Genomic DNA, 22,060 nt, shown 5'->3' on the forward strand with positions numbered 1-22,060 from the left:
GCCATCGAAGACGAGGCAAGTCGTGCAATCAGTCGCGTACGGGCCAGATAAGGCCCTGGTCGGTCCAGATGACACCCTTGTTGCGGCAGAGGCAGAAGGGGTGGCCGATGGGGTCGGTGTAGACGCGGAAGCCGTAGCCGTCGGGGCCGACGGAGTCCCGCTTCAGGGTCGCACCGAGGGCTAGGATCCGGCTCTGTTCCGCCTCGATATCGTCGACTTCGAAGTCGAGGTGGAACTGCTTGGGGTGCTCACTGTCGGGCCACTGCGGGGCGCGGTAGTCCTCCACGCGGATGAAGGCCATCTCGATCTCACCGAACTGGATACCGGCCCATTCCTCGTGGCTGCCCGCCTTGACCGGGCGGCCCGTCACCTCGGAGTAAAAGCCTGCCAGCTTCATCGTGTCCGGACAGTCGATGATGAAATCCGTGAGTCGCAGCACCCGCCGATCTTGCCACAGGATCGAATGGACCGAACTTCTGAGACAGGTCCCAGGTCCCAGGTGGCCGGTGCGGGGACAGTGCGTCCGCGTTCAGGCCGGCGCAACACGCCACGGGCCACGCGAAGGGGTGCAGCCATCCTCGTCGTCATGTCTCCGGGGCTACCGCAGACGACCCGCTGCCACCCTAGAACTACAGCGCGGAGGACCACCGGGTCGGATCAGCTGCCCGCTCCACTCCCCCGTTCCACGACCGTCTCCGCGCCCGCACGCGGATGCGGCACCTCGAGAGCCTCAGCCTCCGGCACAACCGGTGAACCGAACGGCAGGCGGGTGTCGAGCAAGCGCAACACGGCGGCGATCAACGCCGCCAGCACCACGACCGCGCCGAGGTTCAGCAGCACCGCCGGATAGCCGTTGAGAGAGACGTCCGCGAGAGGCATCAAACCGTACCCACGGCTGCCCAGGCGCCCATCAGCTTCAACCGCGCCGCGACGATTCAGTGAGCCATCGCTCCCCTGGCACGCCCCATGTTGCCGAGTCATCGCGGTATCCGGGTGGCCTGCATCATGAGTCGTCCGGCCGCCGCCGGACGCCGGGCGACTTCTCGGCGGCATGACAGTGCACTCGAGCTGCTGATCCTGTAGCGCAGGATGAGCATTCACGGCGCCTGGCAACCCGTCTCCTACGGTGTTGACGAGTGCCCGGATGCCGGAAAGACGCTGAAAGAACCCGACGTCGATTGACGGCTACGCGCGATCGGCGGCATGACAGGACGGCCTCACTCGTAATCGGGTCTGCGCAGAACGTGAATCGCGCCGACCCCGGCTCGACGTTCGCAAACCGGCCCAGGGCGCTGGCTGACAGCCCTTCCGTGATGGATCATGCGATCCATGGGAATGACCGGGAGCGGGGATGATTCTGAACTGCGGCTCGAGGTCCAAGAGCTCACTGAACTGCTGCGTGAAGACTCGGACTTCAGGAACCTTCGTGTCCTGTTGGCGGCCCACGGCCTGCGCGCCTCAGAAGTCCTCCTGGCTGGGCTGATCGGAAGCGAAGATAACAGCGAGTATGGAGTATTTATCACCAAGGACCTGCGTTGCTTTTGTTTCGAACTCGGTCCGAGCAACCAGCTAATTCGATGGGAGCAGGTCGCGAACGTCGGCCCGCTCCTCGACGACTTCAGTGCCCTTACTGTCGGCATCGCGATGATGCGCGCCGGCGGCTCAGCGTGACTGCTTCAGGTAGTCGAGTCGCCATAGACCCTCCGGCGCCACCCGAACGTCGTCCTGGTCGAGCATCCGTGCATCCGTGTCTCGGCACCGGCAGACACGGCCTTCGCCCGGCAGGCAGTAACCCGCGTAGTACGCCACTCGCGGCAGATCAGTGCGCTCCGGCCACCTGATCCGAAAGCCATCGCGACATCTGCCGCATCCTGTGGACCTTGGCCGCTCTAACGATCACCGCGATGGGGGTTGATGATGACGTTAGGCGCCCAGGGCTCCCGTCGGATCGCTGTAGATGGCGCAGCGTACCGCTGGCGGATTCGCCATAAACCGACCTACTGCCAGGGAATGGGCTGGTCGACACTGACTTTCGCCGTCGGCCTTGCTGACGCTGCCGGGTCAACACTGGTGGTGACGCTGCCGTTCGCCCGCCCGGACAACTGGATGCGACTACCGAGCGGATCGGTCTCTCCAGCCATCGTTGAAGCCAGCATTCGTCATGCCGTGCTGAATGGCTGGCGGCCCGACCGACCCGGGTCGCCACACATGATCACACTCGCCGACCGGCCAGTCTGAGGCACCCCAAAGCGCGCTATCGGCGGCATGAGCGTGTATCGAACGGCGAGGTGCGAGGGGTCGACGCCTTCAGCCCAGATCTGTCGAGCGGCTGAGCTTTTCCCAGCTTGCCAAGTCAGTGCGCAGTAGTTCGTGGTGGGCGGCGATGTGATCGACTGCGTCGTTGCCGAGTGCCAGCCGCAGTGGCGGCTCAGCGCTGTCGAGAACCTCCAAAATGGCCAGGGCCGCCTTGGCCGGGTCGCCGGGCTGGGTGCCGTCCATGGCGTCGACCGCGGCACGGGTGGACCCCGTTGACACGGCGTATTCCTCAATGATTCGCGACCGGTGCATCCGGTGGCCGCCGAATTCGGTTCGAAACGCTCCTGGCTCCACGATCAATACGCGGATCCCGAACGGTGCAACCTCCGCTGCCAGTGCCTCGGACAGTCCTTCAAGCGCGAACTTCGCCGAGCAGTACGCCCCGAACCCCGGCATGCTCAACTGCCCGCCCATCGAGCTGAGCTGGATGATCGCTCCGCTGCGCTGGGCGCGTAGGTGCGGCAGGACGGCTTTGGTCACCGCGACAGCACCGAAGAACATCACATCCATCAAGGCTCGTAGATCAGCAAGATCGAGCTCCTCGACGGCGCCGACGCTGCCATGGCCTGCGTTGTTCACCAGCACGTCGATCCGGCCGAACTCGGCGATCGTCCGCTCGACCGCGGCACTTACCTGCGCATCGTCGGTGACATCCAGCGGCGCCGTCCGCACTCGACTTCCTCCGACGGCGATGAAATGGTCCAGCTGCTGCGGTTGGCGCGCGGTGGCCATCACACGGTCGCCAGCCGCGAGGGCCGCCAACACCAACTCTCGGCCGAAGCCGGCCGAGGCACCGGTGATCAGCCACACCCGGCCTGTCTCCATCATCCCCACCGTCATCGCTCCTATATATGCGTCGTCCATGTCTCGGCACTACCTTGCCCAACTGTCCTGATACGCCGCCAACACAGCCTTCCTTCAGCGGTTACAGTCTCAGCCTGTGACCATCGAGTTGCGGCAGCTGCGATACTTTGTCGCCGTGGCCGAGCACCTCAACTTCAGCCGCGCCGCGCAACACCTGAACCTGGCTCAACAATCGCTGTCGCAGCAGATCCGAGCCCTCGAGCGAGGCCTCGGTGTGCGCCTGTTCGACCGCGACACCCGCGGCACCCGGCTGACCGGCGCCGGAAAGGTGTTCCTGCCCGAAGCGCGCGCCGTCCTCGCCCGCTTCGACACCGCCGTCGGCGTGGTGCAACGCGCTGACCGGGGTGAGATCGGCCGCCTCAACCTGGCATTTCTTACCTCGACTGCCAACTACATGCTGCCGCCGGTCGTGCGAGCCATGCGTGAGCGCGTGCCCGACCTCGAACTGGCGACCTACAACGTGCCGATCGATGAACTCGTCGCCGGCATACGCAGCGGGCGTTTCGACGCCGCGTTCACCCGTCCGCCCCTGGTTGCCGACCTAGCGACCCGAGTACTGGCTGTCGAACCGGTCTGCGCGGTGCTACCCGCCGGGCACCCACTTGCCACCCGTGACGTACTGCACCTGTCCGACCTCGCCGCCGAAAACTGGGTACTCACCCCACGAGAGTCGTGGCCGCCTTGGCACGCCAAGTATGACCAGGACTTCACCGGCGCCGGATTCACCCCCCGGGTGGTCCAACGCTCCGCTGGCGTGCCAAATCTGCTCGGCCTCGTCGCCGCAGGCGTCGGAGTGACCCGCCTCGCCCGTTCAGCCCGCAGCATCCGACGCACCGGGGTCGTATTCGTTCCGCTGGCCGACGACCACGCCGAGACTGTCATTGCATGGATGCCCGCCCGCGAAGGACCGGCACTACGGAACCTCCTCGACGTCACCGCTACCTTGACCGGAACCACCGACCTCACATCCGAGGGCTGAGCATTTGAGCTGCTATCTCAACGTCCGCTCATCGGCTAAAGGAGTGCGTCCGCGTTGAGGCCAGTGCAACAGGCCACGGGCCACGCGAAGGGGTGCAGCCATCCTCGTCGTCCTGTCTCCGGGGCTACCGCAGACGACCCGCTGCCACCCTAGAACTACAGCGCGGAGGACCACCGGGTCGGATCAGCTGCCCGCTCCACTCCCCCGTTCCACGACCGTCTCCGCGCCGGCACGCGGATGCGGCACCTCGAGAACGTCAGCCTCCGGCACAACCGGTGAACCGAACGGCAGGCGGGTGTCGAGCAAGCGCAACACGGCGGCGATCAACGCCGCCAGCAGCACGACCGCGCCGAGGTTCAGCAGCACCGCCGGATAGCCGTTGAGAGAGACGTCGGAGAACGGGTACGGGTACCAGTCGGTGGCCGCGCCGTGCGCCAGCGTGTAGCCGATCCACAGGGCGGGCCAGACCGCCGCCCAGGCCAGGGTGCGGCCGTCGATGCGCGGGCGCGGGCCGAAGATCAGCCAGCCGAGCAGGGCGGCCCAGGGGGCGAAGTAGTGGAAGCCGAAGTTGGACAGCCACGCCGCGCCGTGCAGTTCGACCTGGCCGGCCAGGATGGTGGCGTAGACGATGCCGGTGATGACGATGCCGAGCAGCGCGTCCAAGCGGATCACCCGCCACAGCCGGCCGTCGCGGCGCGGGTTCAGGGCCAGGCCGGTGACGGCGGCGAGCAGCAGCAGATTGCTCTGGATCGTGAAGTAGCTGAACAGCCTGACGAACCGGGTGACGGCAGGTTCGGCGATCTGCGGACCGGCGTGGGGTGCGGTGTCGGTGGCGGTCAGCGTCAGCTGGATGATCAGCGAGACGAGGACGACGCCGGCCAGGGTGCCGTGCCATATCCGAGACTTCACGCCACTCCCCGAGAACTCGATCTCAACCCGGACGGCAGCCTAACCCGGAGGGGGTGAGGACGCGGGCAGCCGGATGGTCACTTCGAGGCCGGGGCCGGCATCGCCGAGGGTCACCGTCCCCCCGTGCCGGCGCACCAGCTCGCGGACGATCGCCAGGCCGAGACCGGAGCCGCCGGCGTCGCGGGCGCGTCCGTCGTCGAGCCGGGTGAAGCGCTGGAACACCCGGTCCCGGTCGGCTGCCGGGATGCCGGGCCCGTCGTCGGTCACCACCAGCAGCAGTTCGCCGCCGGACCGGGCAGTCGAGATCAAGACCTTCGAGGAGCGATGGCGTACGGCGTTGTCGAGCAGATTCGCCACCACCCTGGCCAAGGCGTCCGGCTCCCCGGTCAGCGGCAGCGGCCCGCCCGGCTCGACCACTTCGACGTCCGGATAGCGTTCCGCGGTCTGGGCGACGAGCTCTCCGAGATCCAGGACCTCGGTGCCGCGACCGGTCGCTCGCACACCCTCGTCGGAACGGGCCAGCAGCAGCAGGTCGTCGACGAGACGGGAGAGGCGTTGCACGTCGGCGAGCAGATCCTCGGTGAGTGCCGGCCAGTCGGTGTCGTCCGGCAGGTGCTGCGCCACTTCGAGTTCGGTGCGCATGTTCGTGAGCGGGCTGCGCAGCTCGTGCGCGGCGTCGGCGACGAACGCCCGCTGCCGGGCCCGGCCGGCGTCGAGGCGGTGCAGCATGTCGTTGAGTGTGACGGCGAGGCGATGCACCTCGTCCTTCGAGTCCGGCACCGGCAGCCGGCCGGCCCGGGAGCCACCGGTGATCTCCTCGGCGCCGGCGCGCAGCGCGTCGACCGGGCGCAGGGCCGCGCCGAGGGCCCGCCACACGCCGGCCGCGAGCAGCGCCACGAGCAGCGGGAAGAGCACGAGCAGGGTGATCCGCAGCAGGTGGACACTCTGCCGCAGCTCGTCGGTGGAGCGCGCGACCAGCACGATCAGCGGGTCGGTCGGGGGCCCGGCGCTCAGCTTCACCACACGGGCTTCTCCGTCGTACCCGATGCGGTTGCCCTGGATCTTCATCCCGTCGCCGTCCGGCAGGTCCCGGATCTCATCGGGATAGAGGATCGGTACGAGGCGGTCAGCCGTGGCGGACACCGCCCGCACCCGGCCTTCATCGTCGATGACCTGGACCTGAACGCCCGGCGTCACCGGGATCGGATTGGTCAGCGAGCCCTGGTCCACCAGGCGCTTCACGCCCCGCGCGGTCTCCAGCGTCTCGGTCTGCACGGCCCGGTTCTGGGCGAAGCCGAGTGCCGCGACCAGCAGCACACCACCGGCGATCAGCCCGAGCGCCAGGCCGGCGACGGAGACGAGGAGCAGTCGTGCCCGGAGGCTGAGCTCAGTCGGCCGGGGCATCGGAACCGACAGCGACAGCTAGGCGATAACCGGCGCCGCGGACCGTCTCCAGCCGCTCCCGCCCGATCTTGCGGCGCAGGTAGCCGGCGTACACCTCGACGGCGTTCGGCGCGGTCTCCATCGAGGCGTCCCAGACGTGGTCGAGCAGCTCGGTCTTGGAGACGACCTGGCCGGGCCGCCGCATCAGGTACTCCAGCAGGGCGAACTCGCGTGCCGTGAGCGTCACCTCCTCGCCGGCGACCAGGACGCGGCGCTCGGCGGGGTCCAGTTCGACGTCACCGAAGGTCAGGTTGACCGGACGGGCCTGTGCCCCACGACGGAGCAGAGCCCGGAGACGGGCGAGCAGCACGACGTACGAGAAAGGCTTGGTCAGATAGTCGTCAGCGCCGCAATCCAGTCCATCGGCCTGGTCGTATTCGCCGTCCTTCGCGGAGAGCATCAGCACCGGAAGCCAATGCCGCTCCTCGCGCAGCTGCCGCACCACCCGGTAACCGGACAGGCGCGGCAGCATCACATCCAAGATCATCGCGTCGTACCCGCCGTGGCGGGCCATCTCGAGGCCGTCCTGCCCGTCGTTCGCCACGTCGACCGCGAACCCCTCGGCCTGCAGGCCCCGCCGCAGAGCGGCAGCGAGCCGGGCTTCGTCCTCCACCACCAGCAACCGCACCCTCACACCTTGGCACGCCGCCGCGGGAAGACGTGAGCGCCTCTCAGCGGAATCACAGTCACGGCCCGGACGGCGGCGGCCCTCCCGGACCGCCGGAACCCATCGGCGCGCCACTCGGCGCCCCGTCCCCGCTCAACTGCCCGCCGGTGGGCGTCGTCGTCGTGTCCACGCCGACCACCAGCGACACGGCGAACCCCGCCGTCACATCCCCGCTGACGGTGGCGAGCTGGCCGGCGCCGGAGTCCTCGCCGAACACGTTGTCGCTGTCCAGCGAGACCTGCGCGAGGTTGGTGACCGAGTCCTCGTACCCGCTGGTCGCGTAGACCGTCTCGCAGGCCGCCTGCGGCATCGCGACCTGCGAGGTGGCGATCGCGTTCGCCGCGTCGGTGATGTCCGCCTGGCTCGGGTAGATCTCGAAGTGGATGTGCGGCCACCGGCCGGAGTAGCAGGCCGGGAAGATGCTGGTGAACGTCACCCGCCCGGCGCTGTCGGCGATCTGCACGCCCCGCAGGTAGTTCTCGTTCGTGATCCCCTCGGAGTAGAGGGAGTACTCGCCGGCCCGGTTGCAGTGCCAGACGTAGACCGCCACGTTCGCGAAGGCCGCGCCGCTGTTCGCCAGATCCTTGATGTCCAGGGTGAGCGTCATCGGCACCCCCTCCGCCGTGGTGGTGGAGTCGCCGAAGCTGGACCGGATGTCGCTGCGCACCACGCCGCTCTCGGTCAGCACGTTGGGCCCGTTCGAGCCGTCGCCCGGGTACGGCCCGGCCGTCTCGTCCGGGATCTCGCCGACGGTGTTGGATTCCGAGGTGGTCACCGCCGGAGAATCGTCGCCGTCGCCGTCGCCGTCGCCGTCGCCGTCGCCGCACGCCCCCAGTCCGAGGGCCACCGCACCCAGGCCGAACGCCCGGAGGACCTGCCGCCGCCGTGCCATCGTCCCGAGGTCGAAGCCGAGGCCCTGGTCGACCAGTTCCTCCTCGGGCCGCGGCAGGGGACGCCCTTCGTACATGGCCATTAGCTCTCCTTTTGTCCTTATATAAGCGGCTTTCAAGCTAACTGACCGACCAGCAGGGGGCGTCCCTTACGGGGCTTTCTCAGCCTCGTCACAGGGCTCGCGGAGCAGCATGGTGTGCAGAGAAGGGGAGGTGGACATCGTGTCCGTGTTCAGGTCAAGGCCGGCGTTGCGCTGGCTCGTTCCGTCGGCCGCCGCGGTGGCGGTCATCGGGGGCGGCGCGGCGGCCGGGACAATCGTCGCGAGCGCCGACCCGGCGCTGCCGGAGCGCTCCGCCGCACAGTTGCTGGTGGATCTCCAGGGCGCCGATCCGGAGGGTTTCTCCGGCACCGTCGTGCAGAGCACCGACCTCGGGCTCCCCGGCGTCGCCGGGCTGCTGAAGAACATCGAGGGCGGCGGTCTCACCAGCCTGGTGTCCGGCAGCAACACGGCCCGGGTGTGGTACGCCGGTGAGGACAAGCAGCGGTTCGCCCTGCTCGGCACCGACGGCCAGACCGACGTGATCCACAACGCGAACGACGTGTGGATCTGGAAGAGCAGCGACAACACCGGCACGCACGTGACGCTGCCGAAGGACGTGACGGACGCCCAGAAGCAGGCACTGCCGAGCAGCGTCCCGTCCACGCCGCAGGAGGCCGCCGACGCCGCACTCGCAGCGATCGACGGCAGCACCAAGGTCACCACGACCGGCGCGGCCGAGGTGGCCGGGCGCGACGCCTACGAGCTGGTGCTCAGCCCGAAGGACACGAACTCGCTGGTCGGCCAGGTCCGGCTGGCGATCGACGCGGCGGAGCACATCCCGCTGCGGGTCGACGTCTACGCGAAGAACGCCACGAAGCCGGCCGTCCGGGTGGCCTTCGAGCAGGTCAGCTTCACCGTTCCGGACGCTCAGCAGTTCACCTTCAACCCGCCGCCCGGCGCCGACATCGAGCAGGTCACGCCGTCGGCCGACAAGATCGAGCAGCACGCGAAGGAAGCCGAGGCCGAGGCCAAGGCACCCGAGCTCGCCGACGCCGAGGGCGTCAAGGTGATCGGCGAGGGCTGGACCACGATCGTCACCGGCAAGCTCCCGGCCTCGCTCGACGAGATCACCACGGAAGCGAAGAAGGAGTCGGCGGGCAACGCCGACGCCGGCCAGATGGTCGAGGGCCTGCTCGGCACGCTGGAGCCGGTCAGCGGCTCCTGGGGTAGCGGCCGCCTGCTCAGCGGCTCCCTCTTCACCGCCCTGATCACCGATGACGGCCGGGTCTTCGCGGGCGCGGTCACGCCGGAGGCGCTCTACGCGGTCGCATGACCTTCGCATGACCTTCGCATGAACGGGCTCTGCCGCCATGGCAGGGCCCGTTCTCCTCGGTGGGGTGTGTCAGCTCTTCGGCTCGGCCAGGGTGTGTGCCACCAGGGCGTTGGCGTGGCCGTGGCCCAGGCCGTGCTCGGTCTTCAGGAAGGTCACCAGTTCGCCGTGCCGGGTCAGCGGCGACGTGCGGATGAGATCCTTCCAGTGCGCGATCGGCTTGCCGTACTTCTTCTCGATCGAGGGGAAGTAGCTGGCGGGGCCCTTCACAGGTTCAGTCATGCACGGCAGACCGGCGCCGGCACGGAAACTCATCGGTGCGCTGGCGGGGAATCGGCGCCGGCTCGGGGTCGGCGGGGCGGTGGGCGCGCAGCAACCGGTACGCGCCCGCTGTCAGCAGGGCCGCCGCCATGGCGTCCAGCCAGTAGTGGTTTCCGGTCGCCACGATCACCAGCAGGGTGATCGCCGGGTGCAGCAGCCACAGGGCACGGTGACGGCCGCCGATCGCCGTCATCAGGGCCACCGCCACGACCAGGGCCCAGCCGAAGTGCAGGGAGGGCATCGCCGCGTACTGGTTGGAGAGGTGGTCGGTCTGCGGGTCGCCGTAGACGGCCGGGCCGTAGACGTGGCCCAGGTCGAGCATGCCGGTGCCGGTGAGCATCCGCGGCGGTGCCAGCGGGATCACGAAGTGCACCAGCAGGGCGGTGCCGGTCAGCAGCGTCAGGACGTTGCGGGTCCAGCGGTAGTGGGCCGGGCGGTAGAGGTAGAGCCAGATCAGGCAGGCCGCGGTCGCCGGGAAGTGGACGTACGCGTAATAGGTGTTCGCCACCTCGATCAGCGCCCGCCAGTCGAGCAGCGCGTGCTGGACGCTCACCTCGCTGGGCAGGCGCAGCCAGCGTTCCACGTCCCAGACCGTGCGGGCGTTGCGGAAGGCCTCGTCGACGTGACCGTCCGCGGCCAGCCGGCCCACCTTGTAGACCATGAACAGGGCCGCCACCAGCGCCAGCTCGCGCAGTGCCGAGAGCAGGCCCGGCCTGGCCACTTCGGGGGATCGCTCAGCAACCGTCATAGCCCACTCCCCCGTCGATCAACGCAGGGATGAAGCATCCGGCGAAGTTGCACAACACGCAAGATTTAACCGGGCTTTAGTGATGTAACGCGCATCGGTAACATTCCCGTTACCCGGATTCCGCGCGACCCGCCCCGATCACGACCGCCAGGGTGCCGAAAGCGCAGGTGAGGGGCGCCCCGTGGGCGGTCACGCCGTACCACGCGAGGAGGGCGACCGTCGCGACCGCCGCGACCCACCCGGCGCGCACCGCCCGGCGCACGCGCGCCGGCAGCAGGGTGAGGCAGCGCCACGGGATCAGGCCTGCCGGGATGAGGACGCGAAGACCGAAACCAATCATCACGAGAGCGACGGTGGCGGCGGCCGCGCGGGCGGCGATCTCCCACGACGGCCAGAGCCGCGCCGCACCGGCCAGGACGGCGACCAGCGGCACGCCGGCACTCAGCCCGCGGCGCAGACCGCCCAGCAGGCCGCGGACCGGCCAGGCCAGGGCGGCGCTGTTGAGCTTCGCCGGATGATCGGCGGCAAGATCACGCAGACCGCGCAGGGAGGAACGGACGCGGAGGCGCTCGGCGTCGAGCAGCGCGATCAACCAGCGGCCGTCCGGGTTGCCGGGATCTTCCGCGAGGGCGGCGCCCACGGCTTCGCGAGCAGCCTTGCGATTGCCGGCGTAGCGCTCGATTTCGCCGAGTGTCAGCAGGTCAGGCACTGAATGAGGGTCGAGGTCGAGTGCTCGCCGCGCCGCCTCACGGGCCGTGCCGAAGTCCTTGCGCAACGCCAGCGCGCGAGCGAGGACACGATAGGCCGGCGGATGCGCAGGATCGAGACGTACCGATTCCTCGGCCTCTTCAAGAGCCTCCTCGGTACGCCCGCCGTCCCACTCTCGGCGCGCTCGCGCCCCGCGAGGACCCTCGCCCGGATGCGGATCGACCATCAGGCACTCAGCGCGTTCGATATGAGTCCCCGACAGATACGGGGCCGCCGCCACCGCAGCCGACGCCGCCTCCAGCGCATCCTCCCGGCGACCCTGCAGGCGCAGCAACCCGGCCAGCAGAGTCAGCAGCTCCGGATCGGCCGGCGACTGGATCAGACCGATTCGGATCTCCTTCTCCGCGTCGGCCAGGCGGCCTACTCCGGCCAGCGCACGGGCCCGATGCGCGGGCGGCGTCACCGAACCTTGCGCTTCTTGAGGTAGGCGGCCAGGTCGTCGTACTCGCCGCTCTCGTTCGCGAACATCGCCACGTTGCGGGCCGTGCCGAACCAGGCATCGGTGGACGGCCGCACCTCGCGGGCCGCGGCCAGCATGTCCGCCTGGCTGATCATGCGGATCTCGCCGGACGCGATCGAGTCGCGCATCGCGAACTCCGCGGCGGTCTCGCAGAGGTGCGCCAGGTCGGCGCCCGAATAATGCTCGGTCGCCGCGGCGACGGCATCCAGGTCGATCCCGGCCACCGGGCGGTCACGCAGGTGGAACTCCAGGATGGCCGCACGGGCGGGGCGGTCCGGCGGCAGCACCAGCACGGTACGGTCCAGCCGGCCCGGACGCCGGAGCGCGGAGTCGACGTCCCACGGGGCGTTCGTGGCGGCCAGCACGAAGACGCCGTCGTTGCCGCCCTCGACGCCGTCCAGTTCGGTGAGAAGCTGGTTCACGACGGTACGCATCGACGACTGCAACTGGCTCCGCTTGTGGCCCAGCGCGTCGATCTCGTCGAGGAACAGCACGCACGGCGCGTGGCCGCGAGCCGACTCGAACAGGTCGTGCAGGTTGCGTTCCGAGCTGCCGACCCACATGTTCAGCACGTCGGTGATGCTCAGCGAGATGAAGGCGGCGCCCATCTCCCCCGCCACCGCGCGGGCCAGGAACGTCTTGCCACAGCCGGGCGGGCCGTAGAGCAGCAGGCCGCCACGGAGGCTCTTGCCGAACAGGGAGCGCAGCTTGGGGTTGCGCAGCGGGCCGAGGAACGAGACTTCGAGGCGCTTCTTCACGTCGGCCATGCCGCCGACGTCGGCGAGGGTGATCGTGGAGCGCTCGACGTCGAAGACGCGGTCCTGGTGCCTGCGGGCGGGGTCGGGCTCGCCGTCGGCGGTGAAGCGGGGCGGGACGACGTCGCCGAACTGCTGCTCCATGGCCGCCCAGTCGATGCCGGATTTTTCGGATTTGTCCGGCGAGTGAGAGGCTCCGGGAGAGGCAGCCTCGGCACCGGGAGAAACTGGCGCAGCGGGAGAAACTGGCGCCCCGGGAGAAACTGGCGCAGCGGGAGAAACTGGCGCACCGGGAGAGGCGGGCGCACCAGGAGAAACGGGAGAAGCAGGGGCGGCGGGCGCAGCCGAAGAAGCAGGCGCGCCCGGAGGAACTGGCGCTGCGGGAGAGGCAGGAGAGGTGGGGCCGGCCGCGTGAGGCGGGGGCGCGGAGCCGGGCGTGGCTGAGGACGAGCCGAGGGCTCGGGACATCAGGTGCTGGGCGACCGGGTTGGCGGGCTCGCGGGCGAGGACCTGGGCGGCATGGGCGATCGCCTCGGCGGTGCGGCCCGCGGCGACCAGGAGCTCGGCCAGGTGCAGGCGCAGCGGGAGGTCGTCGGGGCGGGCCTCCACCGCGGCGGTGAGGCTGTCGATCAAGGCGTCGCTCATGACACGCGATTATGCCCCTGCCGGGCGACACGACGACGCGGGACGGCAGCGCCCCTGTGAGGACCGTCACGGAGGGTAGGCGATGAGAAAAGCAGAAAGGCCGCCCCGCAAAAGCGGAAGCGGCCTTTCCGGGAATTGCCTAACCCGGTCGGCGATATCCCGCGATCGGGCCGCGGTCGATCGTCGCCATCCGCACGTGGTCGCCCGTGTGCGGCGCGTGCACCACCATTCCGCCACCGATGTAGATGGCGACATGGTGCACGTCGGAGTAGTAGAAGACGAGGTCACCCGGCTTCAACTCGTCCCGGCTCACCGACTTCGTCGAACCGTACTGATCCTTGGTGTAGTGCTCGAGGGAGACACCGACCGACGCCCATGCCTTCTGCGTCAGACCCGAGCAGTCGTAACTGTTCGGGCCGTTCGAGCCGAAGACGTAGGGCTTGCCGATCAGATCGCACGCTTTCTGAGCCGCGCGACCGCCCTTGTCGTTGGTGTACGTGACCGGGCAGGGGCCGGTGCGCAGCGGGCCGTCGTCGACGTCCGCCGTGCCGTAGGCCTCGATCCGGGCCTTCTGAAGCTTGTCGATCTCTTTCTCGATCGACTTCTTCTTCGAGGCCAGATCCTTGTCCCGGGCCGCGATCTCGGTCTCGAGCTGGTCCACCTGTGCCTTGTCAGCGGCGTACTTGTCGCGGAGCTTGGCCACGCTCTCGATCGACGCCGTCTGGTTCTGCGCCAGCTGGTCGAGCAGCGAGAGCTTCTCGGTCAGGCCGGTCGGGGAACCGCTCATCAGCATCGCGTTGAACGCGTTCGGCGCGCCCTGCATGTACGCGTCGACGGCCAGGCCGCGGACCTGCGTCATCGCGACGTCCACCTGCAACTGCAGCGGCGTGAGCGTCTTCTCCAGCGATTTCTGCTGCTTGCGCAGCTTCTTCAGCTTGGAGTGCACCGAGTTGTACTCCTCGATGACTGGCTCGAGCTTGTTCCACTGCTCGTCGATCTTCTTCTCGACGCTCGCCGGCGTGGGCTCGGCGTGGGCAACGGCGGGACCGGTGAGAATGATTCCGGCCGCGGCCATCACGCAGATCAGACCGCGCAAGACGCCTTTCCGTTTCACCTCGGTGCGTTGTCCTTTCTTCCCACTCGCCGCCGACCGGGTTAGCTGACGGGTTCGGGCGGGAAGCTGCCCGGCCGCTCGGGGGGAGCGGCTTCACCCCGGGACTACCTGGGTCCCCGGCTCACCTTTCGGTGATTAGGCGGTGGCTCGGCAGTTCGGCCGGGTGGTCGATTGGGGGGCTGCCGGACCGGGCACCACCGTACCGGCCTCAGTTCGGTAAATGAAAGGTCGCCCGCGTGGCGAAACCGTGCGCACCATTTCGAATACGCACAGTCATTAAAATGGCCAGGCGTGCAGTGCGCGAGCGAGCCACGGCACAACCAAGATCACTGTCGGTAGCACCAGCAACCCCAGGGCGACGATGCCGGCGGCCACCGCGAAGGGCGTGCTGTCCGGCAGATCCAGACGCGCCAGGCGCCGCCGCCGGGTCTCCCCGGTCGCCTCCTCGGCCAGCGGCATGGCGTCCGCGAGACGTTCCAGCGCGGCCCGCAGGGGCTCGGGCCCGGTGCGGCGCCTGGCGGCGTCGTCGGCCACCATCTCCAGGAGCAGATGTACGGCGTCCAGGGGCGCCCGGCTCCGCAGCGGTCCCGGGACGGCCTGGTAGAAGGCGGTGAACGACTCCATCACCAGCTCGTGCCGGTGCCGCAGATGAGCGCGCTCATGATCGAGGACGGCGTCGACCTGATCACGGTCGAGCACTTTCAGTACGGCGTCGCTGAGCACCACCCGCGGATCCCGGCCGGGCACGCAGTACGCCATCGGCAGCGCCCCGTCGAGGACTCGCACCTCGCCACCGGGGATCTCGTCGCGGCGTTCGACCCGGTCCAGCAGGTCGACGAGCATCCGGTGCCGGTCGCGGCGGGCCCTCGCCCGGGACGTCACCTTGGCCAGGGAGATCAGCAGCCGGATCACGATGGTGGCCGCCACCGCCAGCGAGAAGATCAGCGCGGCCACCGTCTCCGGGTGCCGGCTACCGGCCGCGCGGGTCAGTTCCTCGGGGGCGGCCAGGACCACGCCGAGGGCGCAGAGCACCGCGGTCAGGGTGAGGGCCTGCCAGAGCACGACGGCGGCGACCGGCGCGCGGTCCGGCCACTTCGCCTTCGCCAGGATGCCGGGCGCGATCAGCGACAGTGTCAGCCCGAGGGCGCCCAGCAGGAGGGCGGTCACCGTTTGCGGGCTGCTTCGAGCGCCGCCTGGAGTGCTTCGGGAGGCAGCTGTCCCATGAAATAGGCCAGTGCCGCGTCCCGGTCGGGGGTGGCGCTGAGCGCGTCAAGCATCACGCCCGCGGTCATCTCCTCGCGGGTCTGCGCCGGCGCGTACCGGTAGGCGCGGTCCGCCTTCTGCTGGGTGACCAGCTTCTTCTTCGCGAGGCGGTCGAGGACGGTCATGACCGTCGTGTACGCCAGGTCGCGGTCGTGGCTGAGCAGCTCGTGAACCTGGCGGACGGTGAGCGGCTCGGCGGCGTCCCACAGTTTCGCCATCACGTCGCGCTCGAGGTCCCCCATCGCCATGTGTCCCATCCTACTGCACGGCGTCGTACTACACGTCGTAGTATCTACTACGAAGCGTCGTAGGGGGTTTGAGATGGACGTGCTCGACCTGACCCGGCTCCAGTTCGCGGTCGTGACGATCTACCACTATCTGTTCGTCCCGTTGTCGATCTGCCTGGCGGCGACGGCGGCCGGACTGCAGCTCGCGTGGATGCGGACGGACAAGGAGAAATACCTCCACCTCACGAAGTTCGTCGGCAAGCTGCTGATCGCCACCTTCGCGGTCGGCGTCGTCACCGGGCTCGTCCAGGAGTTCCAGTTCGGGCTCGGCTGGAGCGCGTTCGCCCGGTTCTACGGGGACGTCTTCGGTCCCACCCTGGCGATCGAGGGGATGCTCGCGTTCTTCCTGGAGGCGACGTTCCTCGCCCTCTGGTACTTCGGCTGGGACCGGCTGCCGCGCAGGGTGCACGCGGCCACCATCGTGATCGTCGCGGTCGGGACACTGCTGTCGGCGTACATCATCCTGGCGGCCAACTCGTTCATGCAGAACCCGGTGGCGTACGCCCTCGACCCCGAGACCGGCCGCGCGCACCTCACCAGCTTCACCGAACTGCTGACCAACGAGGTCGTCCTGGCCGCCTTCCCGCACACCATGGCGGGCGCGGCGATGGCCGGCGGCGGCCTGCTCCTGGCGATCGGCGTGTGGCGGTTCACGGCGAACCCCGCCTTCCTCACCCTGTCCCGCGTGGGCGCCTGGACGATGCTCGTCGGCGGACTGGGGACGGTGATCAGCGGCGACCACCTCGGCAAGGTCATGACGGCCGTGCAGCCGATGAAGATGGCCGCCGCCGAAGCCCTCTACGAGACGACCACCGGCGCGCCCTTCTCGATCCTCGCGATCGGGGAACTCGGCCACGACCGGCCGTTCTTCAGCATCGAGGTGCCGAAGCTGCTGTCCTTCCTCGGCACCGGGTCGTTCAACGGCACCGTGCAGGGCATCGACGACCTCCAGGCCGCGTACGTGGCGCAGTACGGCCCCGGCAGCTACGTCCCGATGATCCCGGTGGCGTTCTGGACGTTCCGCCTGATGATGGGCGCCGGCATCCTCGCCATGGCGGTCGCGGCGTTCCACCTCTGGTCGTCGTACGCCTTCCGGGTCCGTCTCCTCCCCCGGCTCCTGCAGCCCGGCCGGGGCACGCCCGCGCTGTTCCGGCGCTTCATCTGGATCGCTCCCCTGCTGCCGGCGGCCGCCAACACGTTCGGCTGGGTCTTCACCGAGACGGCGCGGCAGCCCTGGCTGGCCTTCGGCATCTCCAAGGTCGCGGACGGCATCTCGCCCGGGCTGACCAGCGCGGAGGTGATCGCCTCGCTGGCCGGGTTCACCCTCGTCTACGGCGTGCTGGCGGTGGTGTGGTGGCGGTTGATCAGGCACCTGTCCCTCAAGCCGCTCGAACCCGACATCACGGAAAAGCCATCAGCCGAGACGGTTCCGGCCTACTAGGAGCATCACATGATCACCTTCTGGTTCTCGGTCCTCGTCCTCGCCTGGGTGCTCTACTTCGTCCTCGAGGGCTTCGACTTCGGCGTCGGCATGCTGACGCCCCTGATCGGCAAGGACGAGCATGAACGCGGTGCGGTCATCCGTACCGTGGGCCCGTTCTGGGATGGCAATGAGGTCTGGCTCGTCGCTGCCATCGGCGTCACCTTCGCCGCCTTCCCCGACTGGTATGCCGCCCTGCTCTCCGCGCTCTACCTGCCGATGGTGCTGATCCTGCTGCTCCTGGCGATCCGCGGGGTCGCGCTGGAATTCCGCGGCAAACACTCCGGCGCCTCCTGGCGACGCCGCGCCGACCTGCTGCTCTCCCTCTCGTCGACCGGCATCGTGCTGCTCTGGGGCGCCGTCCTCGGCATCTTCGTCCACGGCCTCGCCCTGGGCGCGGACGGCGAGGTCACCGGAACCGGCCTCTCCCGCAGCCTCGATCCACTGTTCACTCCCGCGGCCGGCCTCGGCGCGCTCGGCGCCCTCCTCGCCGCCGTCCTGCTGGGCGCCACCTTCCTCTCCCTGCGCACGACCGGCCCGGTGCGCCGCAGGGCACGCGATCTCGCGCGGCACGCCGGCCTGGGCGGGGCGGTCGCCCTTCTGATCATCGGCATCGGTACGGGCTCCCGCCTCGCCCTGCTCGCGGCCGTCCTGAGTTTCGGGGCCGGCGTGCTGGCCCGGCGCGCCCGGGAGGCGGCATCGTTCGTGGCGGTGGCGCTCGGCGTGGCGGCAGCGGTCGTCGCGGTCTTCCTGGTCCACGGCGACGTGGTGCTGCGCAGCACCCTGTCCGACGCCTGGTCGCTGACCCGTACCGGTGCCGCCGCGGGTCCGGAGGCACTCAAGCTGATCACCATCGCGGGAGTGATCGTGCTGCCGGGCGTGCTCGCGTACCAGATCTGGTCCTATTGGGTCTTCCGCCGCCGGGTGGCCAGCGAACGGGTCGCGTCGTGACCGCCCCGGTCCTGGAGAAGACCTCCCCCGCGAAGCCGCCCGAGGCCGTCGAGGTGTCGACCCGGCGGGTGGCCCGAGGGCCGGTCGATCCCCGGCTGCTCCGGCATGCCCGGGCCAGCCGGGGCGGGATCGCGCTGCTGACGGTCATCGGCGCCGGCCAGGCCGCCGCCACCGTCGCTCTCGCGGTCGCGCTGTGCTGGGTCGTCACCGGGGATCGGCGGCACGGGATCGTACTGCTCGGCGCGGCGTTCGCGGTCCGGGCCGGGCTGGCGTGGGCCGAACAGGTCACGGCCCGGCGCACCGCCGCGCGGGTCACCGATGAACTGCGGCGATCGCTGCTCGACGCCGTCGTGCGCCGGGGTCCGGCCTGGGTGGCGCGGTACGGGCCGGGGCGGCTCACGACCGTACTGGGAACGGGGTTGGATGCCCTGAAACCGTGGTTCTCGGGGTACCTTCCCGCGCTGGCTCTCGGCGTGATCCTGCCGCCGCTCGTCATCGTCGTCATGGCGATCGTCGACCCGGCGTCGGCGATCGTCGCCCTGCTGACGCTGCCGCTGATCCCGCTGCTCGGCGCGCTGATCGGCTGGGCCACACAGGCACGCGCCGACCAGCGGTGGGCGGCCGACGCACGACTCGCCGGGCACTTCCTCGACGTGGTGCGCGGACTGGCGACCCTCAAGGTGTTCGGCCGCGCGGACCGGCAGGCCGACGTCATCGCCGACCTCACCGACCAGCACCGCAAGGCGACGATGCGGGTGCTGCGGGTGGCGTTCCTCTCCTCCACCGCGCTCGACCTGGTCGGCACCCTGTCCGTCGGCCTCATCGCCGTCGAGGTCGGACTGCGGGTCGCCGCCGGGTCGATGGACCTCGCCCCGGCACTGCTGGTGATCCTGCTGGCGCCGGAGGCGTACCGGCCGCTGCGCGAGATGGCGGCCCGCTACCACGCCGCCACCGACGCTACGGCGGTCATAGCGGACGTCGACGAGATCCTCACCGGCGATTCCAAGATCTCGGAGGAGGGCGCGGCCGGCTCGACGCGATCGTCCAAGATCGCGGGAGAAGGCACGGCCGACTCCGCACGATCGTCCAAGATCGCGGAAGAAGGCACGGCCGACTCGGCGCGATCGTATGAGATCGCGGGAGGGGGCACGGCCGAACTCAGCCACTCCAAGATCGCGGGAGGGGGCGCGGTCAGCCCTGCGCGACTTTCCAAGATCGGCGTGAGGACGGCCGGGACGAGCGCGGCCGACACGAACCCGATACCGCTTTCCACGATCGCGGAAGGGGCGGCCGAGACGGGCGTGGCCGGCATCAGCCCGCTGCGACTTTCCAAGATCGCGGAAGGGACGCCGCAGACGGGCACGGGCACGGGCACGAGCACGAGCGCGGGCACGAGCACGGGCACGAGCACGAGCACGAGCACGAGCACGAGCACGAGCACGAGCACGGGCACCATTCGGCTGGATCTTGGAGGTTTGGCGGCTGGGCGGTGGGGAGTTCGGGCCGGTGGGGTGCGAGCTCGCTATGAGGGCGGCGGCGTCGATGCTCTGGTGCTGCCGGAACTCGCCGTGCGGGCCGGGGAGACGGTGGCTCTCAGCGGGCCTTCGGGAGCAGGCAAGACCACTGCGCTGCGGGTGCTGGCCGGACTTCATCCGGCGGAGGCGGGGGCGATCGCTGTCGGGCGTACCTTCTATCTGTCGCAGCGTCCGTCGCTTCCGCACGCCAGGACCGTCGCGGACGTCTTCGTTGAGGGGGCCGATGTCGGGGCGGCGTTGCGTACCGTCGGGCTGGAAGGTGAGGTCACCGCGGCGACGCCGTTGAGTGAGCACGGCGCCGGGATCTCGTCCGGGCAGCGGCAGCGACTCGCCCTGGCCGCTCTGCTGCACCGCGCGTCCGTCGCCGTGGACGAGGACGCGCTGGCCGCCGCCGTCGACGAAGCCACGTCCGGGGCGGTGCGAGTACGGCCGGTGGTGACCCTGCTGCTCGACGAGCCGACCGCCCACCTGGACGCGGCCGCCGAGAAGCTGGTCGTCGCGCGGCTGAGGGAGTTCGCCGCCCGGGGATGCGCGGTACTGGTCGTGGCACACCGTCCGGCCCTGCTGTCCGCCGCCGACCGGGTGGTCCACCTGCGCCCGGCGACCATCCAAGATCGCCAGGCGACCAGGGCAGCAGAGCGCCAGGACGCCCAAACACCAGAAAACCAGGCACCACAGAAACAGCACGCCCGCACGCGGGAACAGCAACACGCCCGTACATCGGAGCCTGCCGGCATGCGGAGCCGGCTTCGGCGGCCCGCCACCGCCGTCCTGCTCGGGGCCGCTTCCTCCCTGGCAGGTGTGCTGCTCACCGGCGCCGCCGCCTGGCTGCTAGTCCGCGCGAGTTCGCTGCCTCCGGTGCTGACCCTCTCCGGGGCGGTGGTCCTGGTGCGCGGCAGCGCGGTCGCCCGGCCCCTCCTGCGCTACCTGGAACGGCTCGTCTCGCACGACCTGGCGTTCGCGCGGCTGGGCCGGCAGCGGGCGAAGGTGTACGCCGACCTGATCCCGCGGGTGCCGGGCCGGCGGGCGCACCGGCGCGGTGATCTGCTGACGAAGCTGGTGAACGACGTCGACGCGCAGGTGGACGGGTTGCTGCGGGGCCGGCTGCCGGCGCTCGCCACGGCCGTGACGGTCCTGGTCGCCGCCCTGGTCATCGCCGCCGCCGCGCCGGTCATGCTGATCCCGCTCGCGGTCGGGGTGCTCGTCGCCGGGGTGCTCGCGCCGGCCACCGCGGCCTGGCAGGCGAACCGGCTGGACGCCGCCACCGGCACGGCACGGGCAGAGCTGCGAGATGCGATCGTGGAGACGGTCGACGGTATCGAGGAGGTGGGTTCCGGCGCGGCCGCTTCCTCCGTACCACTGCAAAGAAGCCGGACCCTCGCGAAGCTGGAGGCGCACGCGGCGCGCGAGTCAGGCCTGGCCGCGGCGCTGGCGCACCTCGGGTGGGGGGCGGCAGCCACGGTGACCGCCGTCCTGCTCGCCGGCGCGGGACTCTCGGCCGAGTGGAGCGCGGTGTTCCTGCTCGGCATGATCGTGCTCGGTGAGACCGTCGTGACCTCGCCGGATGCCGCCATCGCCCGTCGCCAGGCCGCCGGCGCCGCCCGCCGCGTGTCCACGCTGACCGCCGGCGAGCCGACCGCCGCGATGGGTCGTTCCGAGCGGTCCGGTTCCGCTTCTCTGGTCGTACGAGGGATAGTCGCCGGTTGGGACCGCACCCTCGACCCGGTGCTCGACGGATTCGATCTGACACTGCCGGCCGGCTCCCGGACGGCCATCACCGGCCGGTCCGGATCGGGGAAGTCGACGCTCGCTGCCGTGCTCGGCGGGCTGCTCGAACCGTGGGAGGGGACCGTCGAATCCGGTGGCAGGACGGTCCTCGTCGGCGATGAGACCGGCCACGTGTTCGCTTCGACCGTACGGGAAAACCTGCGTCTCGCCTCGCCCGGCGCGACCGATCCGCAGCTCCTCGCGGCCCTGACGCGGGTGGGTCTCGGCGACTGGATCACCGGGCTGCCGGACGGGCTGGACACCTGGCTCGGCACCGGCGGCAGCACGATCTCCGGTGGTCAGCGACGCCGGCTGGCGACCGCGCGGGCCCTGCTCGCCGACCCGGACGTGCTGATCCTCGACGAACCCACCGAGGGCATCGACGAGGACGGCGCCCGGGCGTTGATGGCCGACCTGCTCGATGCGGCGTCGGGGCGGACCGTGCTGGTCTTCGCCCACCGCACCGAAGGCTTGGACCTGGTCGATAGGGTGGTTTCCTTAGCGTAAGTCCGGTTTCTCCTAGACTG

The 22,060-nt window shown here is 69.8% G+C and carries 20 protein-coding genes and 1 riboswitch; of the genes, 6 read left to right on the forward strand and 14 right to left on the reverse strand.

Annotated features, from left to right (window positions below; translation table 11 throughout):
* Positions 1–28: 28 nt before the first annotated feature.
* A complete protein-coding gene (locus EP757_RS37375) occupies positions 29–439 on the reverse strand; it encodes a VOC family protein (RefSeq protein WP_127553064.1) in 411 nt (136 codons plus the stop codon).
* Between the two features lie 218 nt (positions 440–657).
* Positions 658–879 (reverse strand): hypothetical protein, encoded by a 222-nt coding sequence (locus EP757_RS37380; protein ID WP_197725471.1) that lies wholly within the window; start codon positions 877–879, stop codon positions 658–660.
* A gap of 450 nt (positions 880–1,329) precedes the next feature.
* Between EP757_RS37380 and EP757_RS37385 the strand changes: the two genes are divergently transcribed.
* A complete protein-coding gene (locus tag EP757_RS37385; protein WP_127553065.1) occupies positions 1,330–1,671 on the forward strand; it encodes a hypothetical protein in 342 nt (113 codons plus the stop codon).
* A 636-nt stretch (positions 1,672–2,307) separates the two neighbouring features.
* Here the strand turns inward: EP757_RS37385 and EP757_RS37395 are convergent.
* On the reverse strand, positions 2,308–3,180 hold the full coding sequence (locus EP757_RS37395) for an oxidoreductase (protein ID WP_232050209.1): 873 nt from the start codon (positions 3,178–3,180) through the stop codon (positions 2,308–2,310).
* Between the two features lie 76 nt (positions 3,181–3,256).
* Here EP757_RS37395 and EP757_RS37400 point away from each other — a divergent pair, with 76 nt between their 5' ends.
* Entirely contained in the window at positions 3,257–4,159 is a 903-nt protein-coding gene (locus tag EP757_RS37400) for a LysR family transcriptional regulator (protein WP_127553066.1), read from the forward strand.
* A gap of 183 nt (positions 4,160–4,342) precedes the next feature.
* Here EP757_RS37400 and EP757_RS37405 read toward each other — a convergent pair whose 3' ends face one another.
* The 4 genes from EP757_RS37405 to EP757_RS37420 are packed head-to-tail and all read right to left on the reverse strand — an operon-like array spanning position 4,343 to position 8,151.
* Positions 4,343–5,068: a Pr6Pr family membrane protein gene (locus EP757_RS37405; protein WP_127553067.1), complete on the reverse strand. Its 726-nt coding sequence runs from the start codon at positions 5,066–5,068 to the stop codon at positions 4,343–4,345.
* A gap of 39 nt (positions 5,069–5,107) precedes the next feature.
* On the reverse strand, positions 5,108–6,472 hold the full coding sequence (locus tag EP757_RS37410) for a cell wall metabolism sensor histidine kinase WalK (protein ID WP_127553068.1): 1,365 nt from the start codon (positions 6,470–6,472) through the stop codon (positions 5,108–5,110).
* Positions 6,456–7,139 carry a response regulator transcription factor gene (locus EP757_RS37415; RefSeq protein WP_127553069.1) on the reverse strand — a complete coding sequence of 228 codons (684 nt, stop codon included), beginning with the start codon at positions 7,137–7,139 and terminating at the stop codon, positions 6,456–6,458. The genes EP757_RS37410 and EP757_RS37415 overlap by 17 nt, the downstream gene beginning before the upstream one ends.
* Before the next feature lie 58 nt (positions 7,140–7,197).
* A complete protein-coding gene (locus EP757_RS37420; RefSeq protein WP_127553070.1) occupies positions 7,198–8,151 on the reverse strand; it encodes an intradiol ring-cleavage dioxygenase in 954 nt (317 codons plus the stop codon).
* A 139-nt stretch (positions 8,152–8,290) separates the two neighbouring features.
* Here EP757_RS37420 and EP757_RS37425 point away from each other — a divergent pair, with 139 nt between their 5' ends.
* Complete coding sequence (locus tag EP757_RS37425) at positions 8,291–9,442, forward strand: sigma-E factor regulatory protein RseB domain-containing protein (RefSeq protein WP_127553071.1); 1,152 nt, start codon at positions 8,291–8,293, stop codon at positions 9,440–9,442.
* A 69-nt stretch (positions 9,443–9,511) separates the two neighbouring features.
* On the opposite strand, the gene EP757_RS37430 is transcribed toward EP757_RS37425, so the two are convergent.
* The 7 genes from EP757_RS37430 to EP757_RS37460 all read right to left on the reverse strand — a co-directional run bounded on the left by EP757_RS37430 (position 9,512) and on the right by EP757_RS37460 (position 15,761).
* Positions 9,512–9,721, reverse strand: coding sequence for a DUF4287 domain-containing protein (locus EP757_RS37430; protein WP_127553072.1), 210 nt, complete (start codon positions 9,719–9,721; stop codon positions 9,512–9,514).
* The gene (locus EP757_RS37435) at positions 9,714–10,508 is read right to left on the reverse strand and encodes a phosphatase PAP2 family protein (RefSeq protein WP_127553073.1); all 795 of its coding nucleotides are present in this window, start codon (positions 10,506–10,508) and stop codon (positions 9,714–9,716) included. The genes EP757_RS37430 and EP757_RS37435 overlap by 8 nt, the downstream gene beginning before the upstream one ends.
* Positions 10,509–10,617: 109 nt before the next feature.
* A complete protein-coding gene (locus EP757_RS37440) occupies positions 10,618–11,679 on the reverse strand; it encodes a tetratricopeptide repeat protein (RefSeq protein WP_127553074.1) in 1,062 nt (353 codons plus the stop codon).
* Complete coding sequence (locus EP757_RS37445; RefSeq protein WP_127553075.1) at positions 11,676–13,136, reverse strand: AAA family ATPase; 1,461 nt, start codon at positions 13,134–13,136, stop codon at positions 11,676–11,678. Before EP757_RS37445 ends, EP757_RS37440 begins: the two co-directional genes overlap by 4 nt.
* A gap of 139 nt (positions 13,137–13,275) precedes the next feature.
* Positions 13,276–14,232 (reverse strand): C40 family peptidase, encoded by a 957-nt coding sequence (locus tag EP757_RS37450; RefSeq protein WP_232050210.1) that lies wholly within the window; start codon positions 14,230–14,232, stop codon positions 13,276–13,278.
* Between the two features lie 32 nt (positions 14,233–14,264).
* Positions 14,265–14,402: riboswitch (cyclic di-AMP (ydaO/yuaA leader) on the reverse strand.
* A gap of 124 nt (positions 14,403–14,526) precedes the next feature.
* Complete coding sequence (locus EP757_RS37455) at positions 14,527–15,417, reverse strand: M56 family metallopeptidase (RefSeq protein WP_127553076.1); 891 nt, start codon at positions 15,415–15,417, stop codon at positions 14,527–14,529.
* Positions 15,414–15,761 (reverse strand): BlaI/MecI/CopY family transcriptional regulator, encoded by a 348-nt coding sequence (locus EP757_RS37460; RefSeq protein ID WP_127553077.1) that lies wholly within the window; start codon positions 15,759–15,761, stop codon positions 15,414–15,416. Before EP757_RS37460 ends, EP757_RS37455 begins: the two co-directional genes overlap by 4 nt.
* A 73-nt stretch (positions 15,762–15,834) precedes the next feature.
* Between EP757_RS37460 and EP757_RS37465 the strand changes: the two genes are divergently transcribed.
* The 3 genes from EP757_RS37465 to cydC all read left to right on the forward strand — a co-directional run bounded on the left by EP757_RS37465 (position 15,835) and on the right by cydC (position 22,040).
* Positions 15,835–17,241 (forward strand): cytochrome ubiquinol oxidase subunit I, encoded by a 1,407-nt coding sequence (locus EP757_RS37465; RefSeq protein ID WP_127553078.1) that lies wholly within the window; start codon positions 15,835–15,837, stop codon positions 17,239–17,241.
* 9 nt (positions 17,242–17,250) lie between these two features.
* Positions 17,251–18,231, forward strand: coding sequence for a cytochrome d ubiquinol oxidase subunit II (cydB, locus tag EP757_RS37470; RefSeq protein ID WP_127553079.1), 981 nt, complete (start codon positions 17,251–17,253; stop codon positions 18,229–18,231).
* Positions 18,232–18,299: 68 nt separating this feature from the next.
* Positions 18,300–22,040 carry a thiol reductant ABC exporter subunit CydC gene (gene cydC / locus EP757_RS37475; RefSeq protein WP_127554637.1) on the forward strand — a complete coding sequence of 1,247 codons (3,741 nt, stop codon included), beginning with the start codon at positions 18,300–18,302 and terminating at the stop codon, positions 22,038–22,040.
* The last annotated feature ends 20 nt before the right edge of the window (positions 22,041–22,060 follow it).

This window comes from Actinoplanes sp. OR16, assembly GCF_004001265.1.
Taxonomy (GTDB): domain Bacteria; phylum Actinomycetota; class Actinomycetes; order Mycobacteriales; family Micromonosporaceae; genus Actinoplanes.